Below are 16,615 nucleotides of genomic sequence, written 5' to 3' on the forward strand. Positions count from 1 at the left end.
AGGCTCCGAGCGTTCTGTTATACTTCTGGCTGTTTGTCGAGTTGTTTCAGGCGAAGCAACAACACCCCGGTCACGAACAGTGTCACGGTCGGGATCGTTGCCCCGATAATCACTCTCCACCATTCCGCGTGCAAATCGAAAGAATACGCGGTCAATAGACTTCCGAGAAAAATCAAGCCGACCGTTCCGGCTACTTTAGCGAGCGATGCGCGCGGATGCCGGTCGTGGATAAACATCGAACTGTTGATGATGGCAAACAATAAATTTAGAAAAAATAGTGCGAACATGGCCGTGACCAACCACGTGTCATACAAGACAAATCCATGCACGGATAAAAAACCGACCACGAACGCTAGCAACGTCAACATGTTGACGCGACCGAGCCATTTATGACCCGTCCGATAGGTAAATATCGGGCTAATCAGTGAAAAAAAGAGCGCTGTCGTAATGAAGAAGTCACCCACCATTGATCACCATCCATTTTTTCAATATTATACCATCACCTTAACCTCATTCATAGTAAATCAAAACGAGCTCGTCCAGCTCTGCCGCCGCCTCACAAAAATGTTGGAGCGATATCCATTTTAGCCAAACGTCATCGAGCGCATCTTGATCGACGAACGCCATATCGGCTACATCTTCTTTTGTAAATGCTCCAAGCGCGTCTTTAACGATGTGCAACAGTTGCGGCGTCAAAATGCCGACGACGACCGCCTGCTCTTCATTGACGATCAACTCTTCCCCGATCGCGGCCATTTCCAAGTTATACGTATCGTCCCCGTCGATGTAGACCTCGATTTGTCCGAGTATTTTTTGGAAATGACTAATATTCGGTAGCGTCAACGTGTCATAGGTGTCGCGACCTTGGGCGTGGACGTGAAGGAGCCAATCCATGATCATCTCCGGGTCTTGTCCGAACGAGACCCAAACCTCTGGGGAAATGCGTATATAGTGTGTCGTCTCCATGAATGAACGCCCCCCTTTTTTTATTGTTTACCCATCTTTTGGACGCAAAAAAACCGCCTACGCGCTTTCGTAGACGGTTTATACGTTATGAACGGACGGTTCCGGTTTTCGTTTCTTCCGCTTCGGTTTCCCAAGCTTCCAAATACTCACGACCTGGAAGGTCTTCAATCGAATCGGCATAGAACACTGGATCGTCTCCTTGGCGACGCTGCGCCAAGTAGTCATCGAGCACGAGACGCGCCACTTTCGCGAGGCGGAAGATCGCATACAAGTTGACGAGCGCCATGAGTCCCATGAACACGTCGGCGATCGACCAAACGAGGCCAGCTGAACGAATCGCTCCGAAGAGGACCATCCCGACGACACCGATCCGATAGAGCGTGACGTAAATCTTTTTCTGCGAGATAAACTGAATGTTCGTCTCGCCGTAGTAATAGTTACCTAAAATTGAACTGAACGCGAACAAGAAGATAGCAATCGTTAAGAACGATGTCGCAATCGGACCGACTTCTGCCGTAAGCGCCGCTTGTGTCAATTCGACACCAGCGAACGACTCTGAACCAGCCACGCCCGACAACAAAATGATCATCGCCGTTGATGTACAGATGATGAGTGTATCGACGAAGACGCTGAACGATTGGATCAAACCTTGTTTAACCGGGTGCGATACTTCCGCCGTCGCTGCCGCGTTCGGCGCCGAACCCATACCTGCCTCGTTCGAGAAGAGACCGCGACGGATACCTTGAAGCACCATCGCCCCAATCGCCCCGCCGAACAGTTGCTGGATGCCGAGCACACCTTCCGAGAAGATGAGGCTGAAGACGCTTGGCAATAACGAGGCGTTCGAAATCATGATCCACATCGCGAGCAAAATATATCCGCCGGCCATGACCGGGACGATGATACTCGACAAGATGGCGATCGATTGGACGCCTCCGAAGATGACGATTGCCGTGATAACCGCCAAAATGATCCCGACCGTCGTCGTGCTGACGCCGAACTGGTTGCTCATCGAGAGCGAGATCGTGTTTGACTGCACCGAGTTGAAGGCGAAGCCGAACGAGAACGTGATCAAAATGGCGAACAAAATCCCGAGCCAACGCTGTCCGAGGGCGCGTTCCATATAGTAGGCCGGCCCCCCGCGCCATGTGCGTCCGTCACGGACTTTATATACTTGCGCGAGTGTGCTCTCGACGAACGCCGAGGCTGAGCCGATGAGCGCGATGAGCCACATCCAGAAGACGGCTCCCGGGCCACCGAGGGCGATTGCTGTCGCGACACCGGCGATGTTTCCCGTACCGACACGTGCTGCCGTACCGATGGCGAATGCCTGGAACGACGAAACTTGGCCTTTCTCACGTTTCATGCCTTCTTTGAACAAGAGACGGAACATCTCCGGAAGCATCCGGAATTGGACGAAGCCCATCCGGACCGTAAAGTAAAGGCCTAAGGCGACAAGGACGACGATGAGCACCGACGACCAGAGCAGGTCGTTCGCTTGCCCAACAAACTTTTCAATCATATTCTCCATTGCTTAATCCTCCATAAGTATGAATAGTCATAAGTAAAAGTTATGTCAACTTTCTTAACATGTTTAGAATTATAGGAAAAATATTTGAAAATTGCAATCCTTTTCAACAATCTCATCGTTTGACGCGACCGTGAAAAAGGACGACCGGTCACGTGACCGGTCGTCCTTACGATTCAATGCGCTTAGATGAAGAGGTTCAAGTTGCCGCCTTCGGCTGCCCCGAGGTATGCTGCCACACCACCGAGGTCGATACCGTCGATCAACTCTTCTTCTTTGATACCCATGACGTCCATTGACATCGTACAAGCGACCATTTTGACGCCCGCCTCTTGGGCTGACTTGATCATTTCGTCGAGTGATGGGACGTTCTTGTCACTCATGACTTTCTTCATCATCTTCTGTCCAACACCGGCGAAGTTCATGTTCGAGAGCGGGAGTTCACCTGCGTGTGACGGCATCATCATGCCGAACATCTTCTCGAGACCTTGTTTCTTCACTTCCGGTGCGTCCGGTTTACGGATGACGTTAAGTCCCCAGAATGTGAAGAACATCGTTACTTCTTTACCCATCGCCGCCGCGCCTTGGGCGATGATGAACGAAGCGAGGGCACGGTCAAGGTCACCGCTGAAGACGACCATCGATGCGCCGTCAGCTGCTGGTGCGCCTGCCGGGACGGCCGCAGGGCCATTTCCTTTTTGAAGAATCGCTTCGACTCGACCGTTGACGAACTGTTTCGAAACGAGTTTGTTGCCCGTCTTTTTCGCCCACGCCTCGATGTCAGCGAAGAAGCCTGGATCGCTCGCGAGGACACGAAGTGTCTCGCCTTCGCCTAGTTCAGCGACCTTTTTGTTTACTTCTAAGATCGGTCCCGGGCATTGCAGACCGCACGTATCTAGGAAAATCGGTTCCCCGACTGGTTCATTCATCATTGCTTGTGGTGCCTCCTTTGTAGCTGTCGCGGCTGTTTCGTCCGCCGCAGTCTTCGTGCCTTCCTCAATCGCATCGAAATCACGCTTCACTTGTGACCATGTTTTGTAGCCACCGCTCAAGTTCTTCACTTTGAAGCCGTTTTGACGCAAGATGCGGGCAGCAAGGTATCCGCGAAGACCGACTTGGCATGTCACGTAAATCGTTTCGTCTTTGCTGTAGTTGTCCAAGTTGTCACGAAGCGAGTTGACCGGGACGTTGATCGATCCTGGGATTTTCCCAAGTTCGTGTTCCGACTCGTCACGGACGTCGAGCAATGTCGCGCCGCCTTTGACCAAGCCTTCAATCTCATCCCAGTGGACGACTTCGTTGTCGCCGAGGACGACGTTCGAGGCGACGTAGCCGATCATGTTGACCGGGTCTTTCGCCGAACTGAACGGCGGCGCGTAGCTGAGTTCAAGATCTGGGAGGTCGAGGACCGTCAATCCGCCTTTCATCGCTGTCGCAATCACGTCGATTCGTTTGTCGACACCGTTCATGCCGACGCCTTGGGCACCATAGATCTCACCTGTCGTCGGATGGAACAACAGCTTGAGCGACACCGGTGTCGATCCTGGGTAGTACCCGGCGTGCGAACCTGGGTGCACGTGAACGGCTTCAAACTCTTTACCGGCAGCTTTCAAACGTTTCTCGTTCCAACCTGTCGACGCGACCGTCATATCAAATACTTTGGCGATCCCAGTCCCCATCGTACCGTTGTATTTCACATCACGGCCGTTAATGATGTCGGCCACGAGACGTCCTTGACGGTTAGCCGGCCATGCGAGCGGGACGACCGTCGGCTCTTGGAAGACGTAGTCGAGTACTTCGACAGCATCGCCGATCGCATAAATGTTCGGATCTGACGTGAGCATCTTCTCGTTGACACGAATCGCGCCACGGATGCCTGTCTCAAGACCAGCTTCTGTCGCGATTGAAGATTCTGGCACAACGCCGATCGACAAGACGACCATGTCTGTTTCGATGACGCGACCGCTCTTCAAGTGGACGCGCTTCCCTTTTTCCGAGAACGAGTCAACACCGTCAGACAATTGAAGGTCGACGCCATGAAGACGCATATGCTCGTGAACCGGCGATACCATCTCACGGTCGAGTGGTGTCATGACTTGATCGGCCATCTCGACGAGCGTCACTTCGACGCCGCGCTCACGCAAGTTTTCAGCCATTTCAATTCCGATGAAACCGCCACCGATGACCGTCGCGTGTTTCGGCGCCTTGTCATCAACGTAGCTACGAATCTTATCCGTATCCGGAATGTTACGGAGCGTGAAGATGTCTTCCGCTTCTTCGATCCCTGGAATGTTCGGACGAATCGGTTTCGCACCTGGCGACAAGACGAGGACGTCGTATGACTCGTCATACGTCTCACCCGTTTTGACGTTTTTCACCGATACCGTTTTCTCAGCACGGTTGATTTTTGTCACTTCCGTCAAGTTACGGATATCGAGTTGGAACCGTTGGTGCATCCCTTCGACCGTTTGGACGAGCAGTTTTTGACGGTCTTGAATCACGTCTCCAATGTAATACGGAAGACCGCAGTTCGCGAACGAGATGTATTCTCCACGGTCGAACATGACGATTTGGTTGTCTTCATTTAAACGGCGAAGACGGGCTGCTGCCGAGGCACCACCTGCCACCCCACCGACGATTACGATTTTTTTACTCATTGCTCATTTCCTCCTTTGACGACTTCACCTGGCCAACTCATCAAGCCATCTTCTATATTGACCACTTTATAGCCTTTTGCTTCCATTTGCCAAGTCGCTTGCGTGCTGCGAGCACCTGAACGGCATAAGACGATGTATTCTTGCTCCGGGTCGAGCGTGTCGATCCAGTCTGCTAGTTCAGAGAGCGGGTAGTTTTTCGCCCCGGCGATGTGTGCTTCTTGAAATTCGTCCCGTTCACGAACGTCGACGATATTTACAGGTACTTCAAAATCCATTTGTCGTTTCAAAGCCGATGCTTTCATCTGTGTAAATCCATCCTTTGCTTCTATAGTCATGTATCCGGTATTGATCTCAGCTTGGTCGCTGGCGTCCAACAAAGTTTGTGATTCGTTGAACAATGCGCGTCCACGTCATTAATATACCCCCTATGGTATCCGATTGCAAGGAATATGTTTGACGAAACCGCAAACTTTTTAAAAATCTTCACTTCAAAGGTTGTCGCTCGACACATACTCCCCTGCGTATTAAGATGAGACTACACAATAAATAGTTGGGTTACTGAACGATTTTTACTATAGAGGTGAACAGACATGGAACAATACCAATATGACACGAAAGTGTTGAACCGGATGAAACGCGTCGAAGGTCAGATCAAAGCCATCATCCGCATGATGGAAGAAGGCAAAGAATGCCGGGACGTCGTCACCCAATTGAGCGCTGCCCGTTCGGCGCTCGACCGCGCCTCGACGATCATCGTCGCGAAGAACTTGGAGCAGTGCATCATCACGGCCCAACAAGATGGCGAAGATACGTCTGAAACGGTCGAAGAAGCCATCAAAATGTTGATGAAACGCTAGTTCCCCTTGCTTTCCCCTCCCAAATGGGGGAAAGTTAGAGTAACGACTTTTAAGGGGGATTTCTTGTGAACTTCGAAGAAAAAGTAGAATCATTCAAAGCGCTCGTCGCAGAACGCAACATGACGTTCAAAGAGAGCGAGACTGAAACGCACGTCACGTTTTTAACGCGTGAAACGACTAAATCCGGGGCTCAACCCGTTATGATTATCGCCTTCAACAAAAAAACGACGGACGCCGAGCTTTATGCCGCGACCGTGACGCACGTGCCGGACTACGTCGAAGATTTACCGATCCTCAACGCATTAAACGAGTTCAACCAAGAGTTCAAATACTTCCGTTGTGTCCTCGACAGCGACCGTGATGTCACGCTCGCTTCGACGCTCGACCTCGACCTCGGCTTTTCACCGGAGATCATCTTGCAACATTCATTCATGATGTTCCAAGCGGCCGACGAAGTGAACGAGTACATGCAGAAGTTGTACACGCAAGTCCAATGACCACTATTTTCTGACGACGTTAGTCGCCAGCCAAAAAGACGATTCCTCCGATTGTTCGGGAGAATCGTCTTTTTCCTTACCGTTAGCCGTTTTTATCTAACGCAAGATGGCGAGGTGCTGTCGCTTTATACCATTGGTAACAAAGAATAATAATTAAGACCAAATCGACCGCATCACCACCGTAATACATCCAAAGCGCACCTGCCTCCGCCTCCACTCTCGGTACTCCGTGAGGCGGGTTAGCATAAATCAGTTTTGCCAATATTTTGTGTCCGGCCAAGGCGAGCACCAACATCGTCGCTCGATACAGATAACTGTAGCGGTGCGAGGTGATGTCCACATAAATGATTGAAATTGTGAATATATACCCTGCCAAAAATACGTGTAGATGGACTAATGCATACAACGAAGTCGATTCGTGCATGAGCGAATAAACGTTCGTCATGTAGAGCACGTATAGTCCTCCGATGTTAAGAACAGTTGCCGTAGCAGGATTCATGATGAATTGGAAAATGCGGATTTTTAATAACCGGGTTACTCGTCGAGCCGCCTCTACACGTAACGTCCGTAACATCAACGTCATCGGTGCCGCTAAGGCAAGAAGAAGCGGCGCCAACATTCCAAGAAGCAAGTGTCCAATCATATGACCGACAAAATTGGTATGGGCGTAGGCTGCCAAAGGTCCGATGAGCGCGAGTCCCGCTGTTAAGATGCCGGCGACCCATAAGCCGTATCGATGAAGCGGCCACGATTTATAGGCGCGACTCGTCATCACGGCGGCGAGTGGATAAACGACGAGCGCGATCAGCAACAAGATTAAGACAATCGCCTCATACCCACCACCCGGTACGTGCATGTGGGAATGCATGTCACTCATCCCCCTTCTTCCGCCAGTCTTTTCCGCTTTTGTGTCTGGTTGAACAGAATGAGACCACCGATTAAGATCAAGGCAGCCGTAATGTTCCAGACGAGATCATAAGGAAGGATGTTCACGCCATAGCGAATTTGATGAAGCTGAAAAAGCTTATGATGGACGATCCCGTCGTACAATTGGAAGAACCCCACTCCGATGAGCACCCCGCTCATCCACCTCTTCATCCAAAAAGACTGTCGTCTACGTAGATCAGCTAATAAAAACAAGGACGCGACGGTGGCGAACCAACTAAAGGCGTGGAACAGGCCATCTGAAAATAAGCCGGCCTTCAAAGTGGATTTATCATAAAAGTGATGCCATGCGAGCAGTTGATGGAAAACCACTTCATCAACAAATGCGATGAGCCCGATCCCGAATAGAAATCCTGAACCGAAATTTCGAAACGCTTGCGCATAAGGACGCCTCTCCATCCCTTTACACCCCCTAGTTAAAACCAGAATCTTCTGACATCCATTTGATTCCCTTCTCGTTTCCAATTAAACGTTTTCTCTTTCTCTTCCGAAGAGAGGCTCACGTGTTGAAACATTTTCGTTGTACTTGTCGTATGTAGAAAAAGGAGGTTTTCAGATGATGAAGCGTTATACTCATTACCTTGATGCGTTCGAAGCGATCAAACAAGCGACCAAATGGTCACTCACCGATGACTTCCGAAGACTGATGGCCATCAACTATGCCATCCACGATATGGCGTTCGATTCAACACGTTTCGAGACGGCACAAGCTGCCTTAAAACAAAAGACGGGCATGTTCTCGAAGTTTCGCGGGACGAACAGCCTCGTCTGGTTATCGTTCCTCGATGCCAAATATGAGGACGTCGCCCCGGCCATCGATGAGGCACTGCGGCTCGATCAGCTGCTCGACCGAAAACACTTCCGCTACAGCACGTTACGTCCGTTCATCGCGAGCCAGCTACTGAACGTCGACGCGCCGGAGCGCCGTCTCGACGAGGCAAGTGCCCTCTATCAAACGTTCAAGCAACATCACCCGTGGCTGACGAGCGAAGAAGACCTGTTGTCGGCGCTCGTCCTCGTCCAAGCGTTTGACGACCATGACGGTTTGAACGAACGGATCGAAACGTACTACGAGGCGCTGAAGGTTCATGTGTCCCGCTCGAACGAACTGCAGCTCGTCTCGCATTTGCTCGCCTTCAGCGAACTCGCTCCAGACGATGCCGTCACACGTTTCCTCGCTTGGCGAGAGCGGCTACAACGGCAAAAGATTACCGTCCGAAACGAACATCTGCCACCGCTCGCCTTGCTCACAATCGTCACCGAGCCGACCGACGAGACGGTCCAGGCCGTGGCCGACATCGTCCTAGCTGAAACCGAGAAACAGCGTTGGTTCAACACGCATAGCCTGACCGTCGCCTTACAACTCGTCGCCGCAGAACATATTACGGAAGAGGCGAGTGATTTGCTCCTACATGGCACGTTCGCCCATCTGCTCGCCATGCAGCAGGCCGCGACGACAGCTGCGACCGTGGCCGTCATCTCGAGCACATCATCGAACAACTAAAAAAGAAGGGTCGCCCCTTCTACGTGTACAAATATACGCTCAAACATACCAACACGAACACAGAGTTGGCAATCTCCACGATCCCGATCTTCATGATGGGGATCTTTTTTCCATAGAACGCAACCGCCCGCATGAGACTCGGCACGTAAGCGAGTGCGAGCATCGGATAGCCGAGGACGATGAAAATGGTGACGAGCAAGCCATGATATCCCCATGATACGTTGCGATAAAACAGGCTCTTTTTCTCCCGAATCATCGTCTTGACGAAAAAAATACTGCCGAGGAAATATAAGTACGGCAAGACGAACATCCATACTATCGTCCCGTCCAAGGCACGTGCCCCGAGATAATAACTCGCCATCCCACCGATACAAAACGAGGTGACGGCACTGACGTCGTTCCAGACGTTGCGCTCATCCTTGATTTTAGCGAAATAGGCGTTGACGAGGCCGAACGGAATCATGGCAAGGACGAACCAGACGAGACGCCACTCGGCTAGAAACACCGGGATGGCGGCGACGATTGCAATCGTCAAATACGTCGCGACCGTGCGCAACAGTTCTGGCGACTTCTTTCGTTGCTTGATGTATTGGAACAAGAAAAACGTCCCCATATAGACGAACAGCCAAGCAATGGCGAACGGGATGTGGACGAGCGTCCAGCCCCCGACGATGCCGCCGAGCAAGAACGGTAAAATCAGCATCGACCAGGCGCCGTGCTGTTTTGGAATCATCCATTTCACAAGACTCCCTCCTTCTCTATTTAGTGTAGAGGAACGGCCCTATGAAATGCTGTGACATTTATTACTAATCTTCACATATTCTCTTTTCTATATCCATTTTGTATAAAATAATAGCCTATGTAGACCTTCATTTCGGTATGCTAGAAGTGATTTGAATGAGAGGAGATTGAAATTTGACTCATAACCCAGAACGAAGAAACAACCGTCTCATATTTAAAATTATTTTTGGCATGATTCTTAGTCTCCTTATCATTGGTCGAATTCCTTTGCAGCTCCCACTTGCTTTTACGACATCGTTTGTTCCGTTCGAAGTAAGCGAACCTGCTTATCTTCCAATCGATGCAACAGATCAATACTCCAATCTCGTAAATTTAAAACAAGTTAAACTCGTATATAAAAACGAGGCAGAGTCCTTGACGGTATGGGCAACCACAGACCTCGGGTGGAATCACGTGACTCGTTGGGACGAACCCATCGAGTTATTGGATGGCTCGAACGGATATTATACAGAGGTTGATCAAATAAAGATCGTCAGCTGGCAACATGAGAACGTTGAATACGCAATCGACTATTCAGGGAATCGCCTTTCAAAAGAAGAGTTAGTTAAAATTGCGAGTTCAATCGAGCGATGAATTAAGCCTATACGGTCACGGCATTAAAAAAAACGATCTCACGCGAGATCGTTTTTTGTTTTCAGTTTGGTCACACTTGGCACGACGATTTCGACAACGTCTTCCGTCAACATCTTCGTGACGACACGTCCCGCGATTGCGACGGCGACGAGCGTATAGAGCGCGTTCGACAATGGCAAGTAGATGAGCGAGATCGCCAAGACGATCACATCGAATATGATGAGGATCGTTCCGACCGAGACGCCAGTCCACTTCGACAAACCGAGCGCGAACAAGTCGTCCCCGCCCGTCGCTCCGCCTGACTTCAAGACGAGACCGAGACCGTAACCGGTCACGATCCCACTTGCGATCGCGGCAAAGAGCGTTGCCGGCCATACTTGGATGTCAAACGTCAACAGGTCGAGCCGGTCCCACATCGCATAGCTGAGCGAGAGCGACGCCGCCGCAAGCACCGCTTGTCCGACGAAACGCCAGCCTTTCCACCAAAGGGCGATTAAAAAGAAGGGGATGTCGAGTACGATCATCGAGATCGCTGGATCGATATCAAATAAATAGCGGCCGAGTAATGCTAACCCGACAAAGCCCCCTTCAGCCAAACCAAACTGTTCATTCAAATAATAATAACCGAACGCCATGATCAGCGTTCCGAGCACTATGGTAGCAACTCGTTTCATTCCGATTGTCCTCCCCGTTTTCAACGGAGAGGAGGATCCTCAGTCGTAGCCGCGGTTCCATCTGTTCCATCTCCGATCTTCCGTTTGTTGATTTTTACATTGATTTCATCTGTAAAAACTCAACGCTAGAAGTCCGGCAATTGAAACAGAGGCCATGCCCTCTCGGTGTCCATAAAGACCTTCCTTTCCCATAAATGCGCGTAATCATGAGACTATTTTAACATACTTTGACGAGTGTTTCATTAAATGTACATTTAATGAAGGTTACGTTTCGGTAAATTTTTCTTTCCGAACCACCACCAGTTCCAATCCCCGAACAGTTTCATCAAGGACGGGACGAGAAGAATCCGAATAATCGTCGCATCGATGAAGATGGCGAGCGCGATCCCGACCCCGAGCTGTTTGATCGGACTGACACCGGTGAACGCGAACGCACCCGTCACGACAATCATGATGATGGCGGCCGACGTGATGATTTTACTCGTCTTCGCTAGCCCCATCTCTGTCGCGTAATCGTTATCCCCCGTCTCCCGGTAATATTCCTCGATCCGCGAAACGAGGAACACCTCGTAGTCCATCGAGAGGCCAAAGACGAGCGAGAAGATGAACACCGGTGTCAAAATACTGATCGTCTCGGCGTCATAGACGTAACCCGACTCGAAGATAATGACGAGAAGTCCAAACGTCGCCCCGAGACCGAGCACATTCATGATGATCGCCTTGATCGGAATCAGAATGGAACGGAACGCCCACATGAGGATGACGAACGTCGCCAAAATGACCGTGATGACCGCATACGGGATGCTGTCATATATCTCTTCATAAATCTCTTCGTTGAACGCGGCTGGCCCTCCGACCTCGAACCCTTTCTCACGCCAATCGCGGACGAACGCCTGCGCTTCCTTGTCGCTTGGCGGAACATCAAAGCTGACGTTGACGAGAGCGAGATTCGTGTCGCCATCAAGTGTGACGAGACGGTCGAACGCCTCGAGCTGTTCGGGAGCGACTTCGGCGAGTTGTTGGAACGCTTCCGGTTCAAGCCCCGACGCCGTCAAGAACGTCGTGACGTTGTCAACAATCGGATCTTCGTTCAACTCATCGGTGAGCGCCGTCAATTCATCGAGAATCATCGAATCGGTCAAATCGTTCGTCTCGAACAAGAGGACCGCATCCGTCGCGGTGGCGCCGAACACATCGTCCCAACGTTCCAAGGCAGCGCGCGACTCATACGACGTCGGGAGCGCATCGGCGTCCGGAATATTGAGCTCCAAGTCGCGGACGAACCAGAGGCTCGGCAACAACAGGAGAAGCGCGACGAGCGTCATGACGACCGGACGTTTCATGACGAAACGGGCGAGCTGTTGCCAGCGCACTTCGGAACGGACCTCGTTCGTCTTGATGAGGCGCCATTTGTTGATCGAGTCACCGACGATGTAAAGCGCTGACGGCAAGAGCGTAAGTGCCGATAAGACGGCACCGGCGACGGCGATGAGCGCGCCGAGCGCGATGGCTTGGAAAACGTCCACTTGAATGAACAAGAGACCGGCCAAGCCGACGAACACACAAAGGCCGGAGAACAGAATCGATCGGCCCGCGGTCGCGACCGTGCGGACAATGGCCGCTTCCCGTGACTTCCCTTTCGCTAACTCTTCACGGTAGCGGTTGACGAGCAGGAGCGAGAAGTCGATGCCAAGCGCGATCGCAATCATCGCCACCGCGTTCAAGACGAAAATGGACAGTTCCATCGTCTGAGCGAAGAAGAAAAGCGATCCGGCCGCAACGATGAACGTGATCACACCGACAAAGAGTGGCATGAATGCCGCAAGCGGCGTCCCGAACACGAGCAAGAGGACGACGAGCGCGACCGGTATCCCAATCAATTCGGCTCGAATCAAATCGTTTTTCGACGCCTCGTTCAAGTCATCGGCGAAGACCGGCTCACCGGTCAAACGGATTTCAGTGTCACTGTTTTGAATGAGGGCGTTGCGGACGTCCTCGATGGACGCCTCGGCCGTCTCATAGTCGTTAAACTCCAAGAGTAAATATGCGACGTCCCCAGACCGCGCGTCTGGATTCTCATCCGGCGTGATGATCCCATCGACACCGTTTAACGCTTCGAGTTGTTCGCGTTGCTCTTCGAGCGCGGCATCGAGGTCCCCGCCTTCAAGCAACACGATCATCGAGGCACCGGCTCGGTCGAACCGATCATTCAACTTGTCCTCGACTTGGGCGAACCGTCCGTCTTGAATGGCAAAACCGTTGCCTCGCAATTCGCCCGGGAGTTGCAATCCAAAATACACCGATACCGCCAATAATACGGTCCAAATCGCGACGACTATGTAGCGCCATCGGACTAACGTGTGTCCTAATCGTTCCATACTTTCCCCACTCCTCTCCGTCTAAGAAGACTCTTCCCGTTTTCTCAGGCTTTCACTAGAGTCTTCACAAAAAATTCCTGAACCTTGATCGGGTTCAGGAACATCAACGCTCGAACACTTGAAGCCAACTGTGACAAAAGCGACGCGGCGTTGATAAGACGACGAGTCGGTCGCCCGCCTCGTCTAGCAAAACGACTTTCAATAATTCATTTTCAGCACATACTTCAGAAGAAAACAGTTCGCGCTCACGTCCAAACAGCTGGAACGCTGTCGACGATGTGATCGCAGTCGTCTCACCGATTTGATCGACGATGACGGTATCGCGTTCCCCCCCGTATGGAATGATCCAGCGCTCTTTGGCACCGACGTCCTCGACGAGGAATCGGCGATTTCGTTCGTCATACAACGTGACGAGACCCGGGGCCGTGAAACGTTCAAAGTCGTAGTCTGGTTGATACGCCAGCTCGATAATGGCTCCGAACGTCGGGACTTCCTCGTACCGGCTGTAACGAAACGTCTTGTCGCTCACATTGAGCGCCACAATATCGGATTCGGCCGAGTACAGGAACAGGTCGTCCCCTTGCCAATGGTATAAATTGCTGAACCAATCGTCATGAAACGCGCGTGGTAGCGGATGACTTTCCATCGTTCCTCTCGCGAGGTCGATGATGCCGTACGTCTGCCGATCACGGAACAGTGCGACGGCAATCTTTCTATGTGGTTCTATAAACAGGGCACATGGGGTCCATTCCCATTCGAGTTCCCATTGGATGTGGAACGTCTCATCAAAGAATAAAAAGCCCGTTTGCGCCAAATATAACATCCATCCTCCACCGACACGCTCTAACCATTCGACCGTCTGATGAAATTGATAGTCTGCGACTTGTTTGTACATTTGATCACTTCCTAGCTTTAGCTTAGCAACGCCCGAACGATTTGACGATTTTGAATGTGTTCATCGAACACATTCTCATTTCGCCTTGATTTCCTGTATACTGGCGATAGCTAATCCATTTATAGAAAGGAGGGTTTCTCATGCGCCCACTTCAACTGTCACCCGAGACAGCTATCGAACTTGCCAAGAAGCTAAACGTCCCGCTCGAAGACTTGATGCATATGCCAAAACATATCCTCGTCCAAAAAATGATGCAACTTGAAGCCTCACAATCGGAAGCGAACGAGGAAAAGGAGACGGAATGACGTCTCCTTTTCTCTTGCTTACTTTTGCTTGTTTTTCCGTTTTTTCGCCACATACCAGAGACCGAGGATGGCAAGCGCCGCTCCGCCGGCGACAGCGTATTTGCTGTAGTCTGGACGACGTTCGGTCACGACGAGCGTCGATAACGGGGCGATCGTCATGTGCCGATCTTCGACGAGCCGCGGCGCCGTCAAGTTGACCGTATGATCCTCGACGTTCACTTCAAACTTCCCGGACGGCAGCTTCACGTCGACCGCCTCCTCAAGACCGTTATGGTAGACGAGGTGGCGTTCCACGTACCCTTCGACGTGGCGATGCAGCTCGTATGCGATCACGCCCTCTTCCTCATCAAAGAAGCGTAAATGTTTCCGGATCTGCTCCGCGTTCTCGAGGCGGAACAACGGATACTGCTTTCGTAAACTGATCAAGCCTTTGACGTACTCGACGCTCGGCGTCTCGACTTCGGCCCGGCTCCAGTCCAAGCGGTTGATGACTTCACCGGAGTTGAAACTGTTCTCGTCTCCGTCTTTTGTCCGGAAGAATTCCTGTCCGCTATGGAGGAACGGGATGCCTTGCCCGAGCAACACGATCGTCGTCGCGAGACGATGGCGGCGGCGACGCGTCGTCTCGTCATCGTCCGGGTTCGTCACGGCGAGCTTGTCCCAGAGCGTCAAGTTGTCATGGCACTCGACGTAGTTGACGACTTGGTTCGGTTCGTCGGCAAAACTTTGACTCGTGACCGCGCCGGCGATGCCGCGTTTCACATCAGCCGTCATGTCGAGGTTGCCGCTCACCCAGCCTGGTAAGTCCTCGATGAACACGTCACCGCGGACGCCGTCGCGGATGGCATCGTTGAATTGGGCGATGCGCGGCATCTTCCGGGCGTTATGTTGGTTCGCTTTCTTTCGTACCGAGAGTGGCGTGTCGAGGTCCCATCCTTCTCCGATGACGAGAATCGAAGGGTCGACGCGGTCGAGCGCTTTGCGGACTTGGTTCATCGTCTTGACGTCATGCAGCCCCATCAAATCGAAACGGAAGCCGTCAATCATGAACTCCTTCGCCCAATACGTCACACATTCGATGATCAGTTTCCGCATCATCGCCCGCTCCGACGCCGTATCGTTCCCACAAGCTGATCCGTCAGCGAGTGTCCCGTCTTCGTTCAATCGGTAATAATAATCCGGCACGAACTGACCAAGTGGCGTTGTCGCGGCATCATATGTGTGGTTGAAGACGACGTCCATGATGACACGGATCCCGCGGTCATGGAGCGCTTGAATCATCGCCTTCAACTCGATGATGCGAGCGGCCGGGTCGTCCGCGGATGACGCGTAAGAACCTTCGACGGCAAAGTAATGCACCGGATCGTAGCCCCAATTGTAATTGTCTTCACTCTCTTTTGACTCATTGACCGACCCGTAGTCGAAAAACGGCATGAGTTGCAAATGCGTGATGCCGAGCGAGGTGATGTAGTCGAGTCCGGTCGGATAGCCGTTCGGCGTCTTCGTGCCGACCTCGGTCATGCCGAGGAATTTACCACGATGCATGACGCCGCTGTCCGGATGGCTCGTCAAGTCACGGACGTGTGCCTCATAGATGACCGCTTCTTGCGAAGAGTGGAAGAGCGGACGTTCTTTCACCCAATGGTCAGGATTAAGCGCAGATGGGTCGAGAAGACATCCGCGTTTGCCGTTGACACCGACGACTTTCGCATACGGATCGAGCGACTCGACACGCTTGCCGTCAACGACCGCCTCGAACACGTAAAACTGTCCTTCGAACGAGCGATCGAGTTCAATGACCCACGTTCCTTTCTCTGCCTGCTCGAGCGCCATCCGTTCAAACTTACGGGCCCGTGGCGTCCGGTACAGTTTGACAGCCATTTCTGTGGCGACTGGCGACCAGACTCGCAACCGGATGAAGTCACTTTTAAACGTCACCCCGAGATCTTTTCCGTGATAAGCCATATGATCTAAATCTACATTTGTCTGTTGATCAATAGTACGTTCCATTCTTTCACTCCTTCACTACTTCAAA

17 protein-coding genes are annotated in these 16,615 nt (G+C 51.8%); 5 read left to right on the forward strand and 12 right to left on the reverse strand.

What is annotated here, in order from left to right; all coding sequences use genetic code 11:
- Positions 1-17: 17 nt before the first annotated feature.
- The 5 genes from P398_RS0100930 to P398_RS0100950 form a co-directional block, all read right to left on the reverse strand.
- On the reverse strand, positions 18-368 hold the full coding sequence (locus P398_RS0100930; protein ID WP_147287421.1) for a hypothetical protein: 351 nt from the start codon (positions 366-368) through the stop codon (positions 18-20).
- A 142-nt stretch (positions 369-510) separates the two neighbouring features.
- A complete protein-coding gene (locus P398_RS0100935) occupies positions 511-966 on the reverse strand; it encodes a hypothetical protein (protein WP_029333772.1) in 456 nt (151 codons plus the stop codon).
- An 85-nt stretch (positions 967-1,051) separates the two neighbouring features.
- Positions 1,052-2,497: an alanine/glycine:cation symporter family protein gene (locus P398_RS0100940; RefSeq protein WP_029333773.1), complete on the reverse strand. Its 1,446-nt coding sequence runs from the start codon at positions 2,495-2,497 to the stop codon at positions 1,052-1,054.
- Between the two features lie 182 nt (positions 2,498-2,679).
- Complete coding sequence (locus P398_RS0100945) at positions 2,680-5,151, reverse strand: CoA-disulfide reductase (RefSeq protein ID WP_029333774.1); 2,472 nt, start codon at positions 5,149-5,151, stop codon at positions 2,680-2,682.
- On the reverse strand, positions 5,148-5,453 hold the full coding sequence (locus P398_RS0100950) for a rhodanese-like domain-containing protein (RefSeq protein ID WP_024372120.1): 306 nt from the start codon (positions 5,451-5,453) through the stop codon (positions 5,148-5,150). The genes P398_RS0100945 and P398_RS0100950 overlap by 4 nt, the downstream gene beginning before the upstream one ends.
- A gap of 288 nt (positions 5,454-5,741) precedes the next feature.
- On the opposite strand from P398_RS0100950, the gene P398_RS0100955 reads away from it, so the two are divergent.
- Positions 5,742-6,008, forward strand: a complete 267-nt coding sequence (locus tag P398_RS0100955) for a metal-sensitive transcriptional regulator (protein WP_024372121.1) — start codon at positions 5,742-5,744, stop codon at positions 6,006-6,008.
- 65 nt (positions 6,009-6,073) lie between these two features.
- Positions 6,074-6,505 (forward strand): type III secretion system chaperone family protein, encoded by a 432-nt coding sequence (locus tag P398_RS0100960; protein WP_016509669.1) that lies wholly within the window; start codon positions 6,074-6,076, stop codon positions 6,503-6,505.
- A gap of 82 nt (positions 6,506-6,587) precedes the next feature.
- Here the strand turns inward: P398_RS0100960 and P398_RS0100965 are convergent, their stop codons facing one another.
- Both P398_RS0100965 and P398_RS0100970 read right to left on the reverse strand, forming a co-directional pair.
- Positions 6,588-7,373, reverse strand: a complete 786-nt coding sequence (locus tag P398_RS0100965) for a cytochrome c oxidase assembly protein (RefSeq protein ID WP_029333775.1) — start codon at positions 7,371-7,373, stop codon at positions 6,588-6,590.
- 5 nt (positions 7,374-7,378) lie between these two features.
- A complete protein-coding gene (locus tag P398_RS0100970; protein ID WP_029333776.1) occupies positions 7,379-7,849 on the reverse strand; it encodes a DUF2243 domain-containing protein in 471 nt (156 codons plus the stop codon).
- A gap of 157 nt (positions 7,850-8,006) precedes the next feature.
- On the opposite strand from P398_RS0100970, the gene P398_RS0100975 reads away from it, so the two are divergent.
- Entirely contained in the window at positions 8,007-8,954 is a 948-nt protein-coding gene (locus P398_RS0100975; protein ID WP_235263288.1) for a DUF4003 family protein, read from the forward strand.
- 19 nt (positions 8,955-8,973) lie between these two features.
- Here the strand turns inward: P398_RS0100975 and P398_RS0100980 are convergent, their stop codons facing one another.
- Positions 8,974-9,687, reverse strand: coding sequence for a YwiC-like family protein (locus P398_RS0100980; RefSeq protein ID WP_235263455.1), 714 nt, complete (start codon positions 9,685-9,687; stop codon positions 8,974-8,976).
- 182 nt (positions 9,688-9,869) lie between these two features.
- Between P398_RS0100980 and P398_RS0100985 the strand changes: the two genes are divergently transcribed.
- A complete protein-coding gene (locus tag P398_RS0100985; protein WP_029333779.1) occupies positions 9,870-10,328 on the forward strand; it encodes a DUF4367 domain-containing protein in 459 nt (152 codons plus the stop codon).
- A 38-nt stretch (positions 10,329-10,366) separates the two neighbouring features.
- Here P398_RS0100985 and P398_RS0100990 read toward each other — a convergent pair whose 3' ends face one another.
- The 3 genes from P398_RS0100990 to P398_RS0101000 all read right to left on the reverse strand — a co-directional run bounded on the left by P398_RS0100990 (position 10,367) and on the right by P398_RS0101000 (position 14,275).
- Complete coding sequence (locus tag P398_RS0100990; RefSeq protein WP_024372126.1) at positions 10,367-11,002, reverse strand: YitT family protein; 636 nt, start codon at positions 11,000-11,002, stop codon at positions 10,367-10,369.
- A gap of 254 nt (positions 11,003-11,256) precedes the next feature.
- Positions 11,257-13,380, reverse strand: a complete 2,124-nt coding sequence (locus P398_RS0100995; protein WP_029333780.1) for an MMPL family transporter — start codon at positions 13,378-13,380, stop codon at positions 11,257-11,259.
- Positions 13,381-13,483: 103 nt separating this feature from the next.
- A complete protein-coding gene (locus P398_RS0101000; protein WP_029333781.1) occupies positions 13,484-14,275 on the reverse strand; it encodes a hypothetical protein in 792 nt (263 codons plus the stop codon).
- Positions 14,276-14,415: 140 nt separating this feature from the next.
- Here P398_RS0101000 and P398_RS16490 point away from each other — a divergent pair, with 140 nt between their 5' ends.
- Positions 14,416-14,580 (forward strand): YycC family protein, encoded by a 165-nt coding sequence (locus P398_RS16490; RefSeq protein WP_081828262.1) that lies wholly within the window; start codon positions 14,416-14,418, stop codon positions 14,578-14,580.
- An 18-nt stretch (positions 14,581-14,598) separates the two neighbouring features.
- On the opposite strand, the gene pulA is transcribed toward P398_RS16490, so the two are convergent.
- The gene (pulA, locus tag P398_RS0101010) at positions 14,599-16,590 is read right to left on the reverse strand and encodes a type I pullulanase (RefSeq protein ID WP_029333782.1); all 1,992 of its coding nucleotides are present in this window, start codon (positions 16,588-16,590) and stop codon (positions 14,599-14,601) included.
- Positions 16,591-16,615: the final 25 nt, after the last annotated feature.

It is taken from the genome of Exiguobacterium aurantiacum DSM 6208 (assembly GCF_000702585.1).
Taxonomy (GTDB): domain Bacteria; phylum Bacillota; class Bacilli; order Exiguobacteriales; family Exiguobacteriaceae; genus Exiguobacterium; species Exiguobacterium aurantiacum.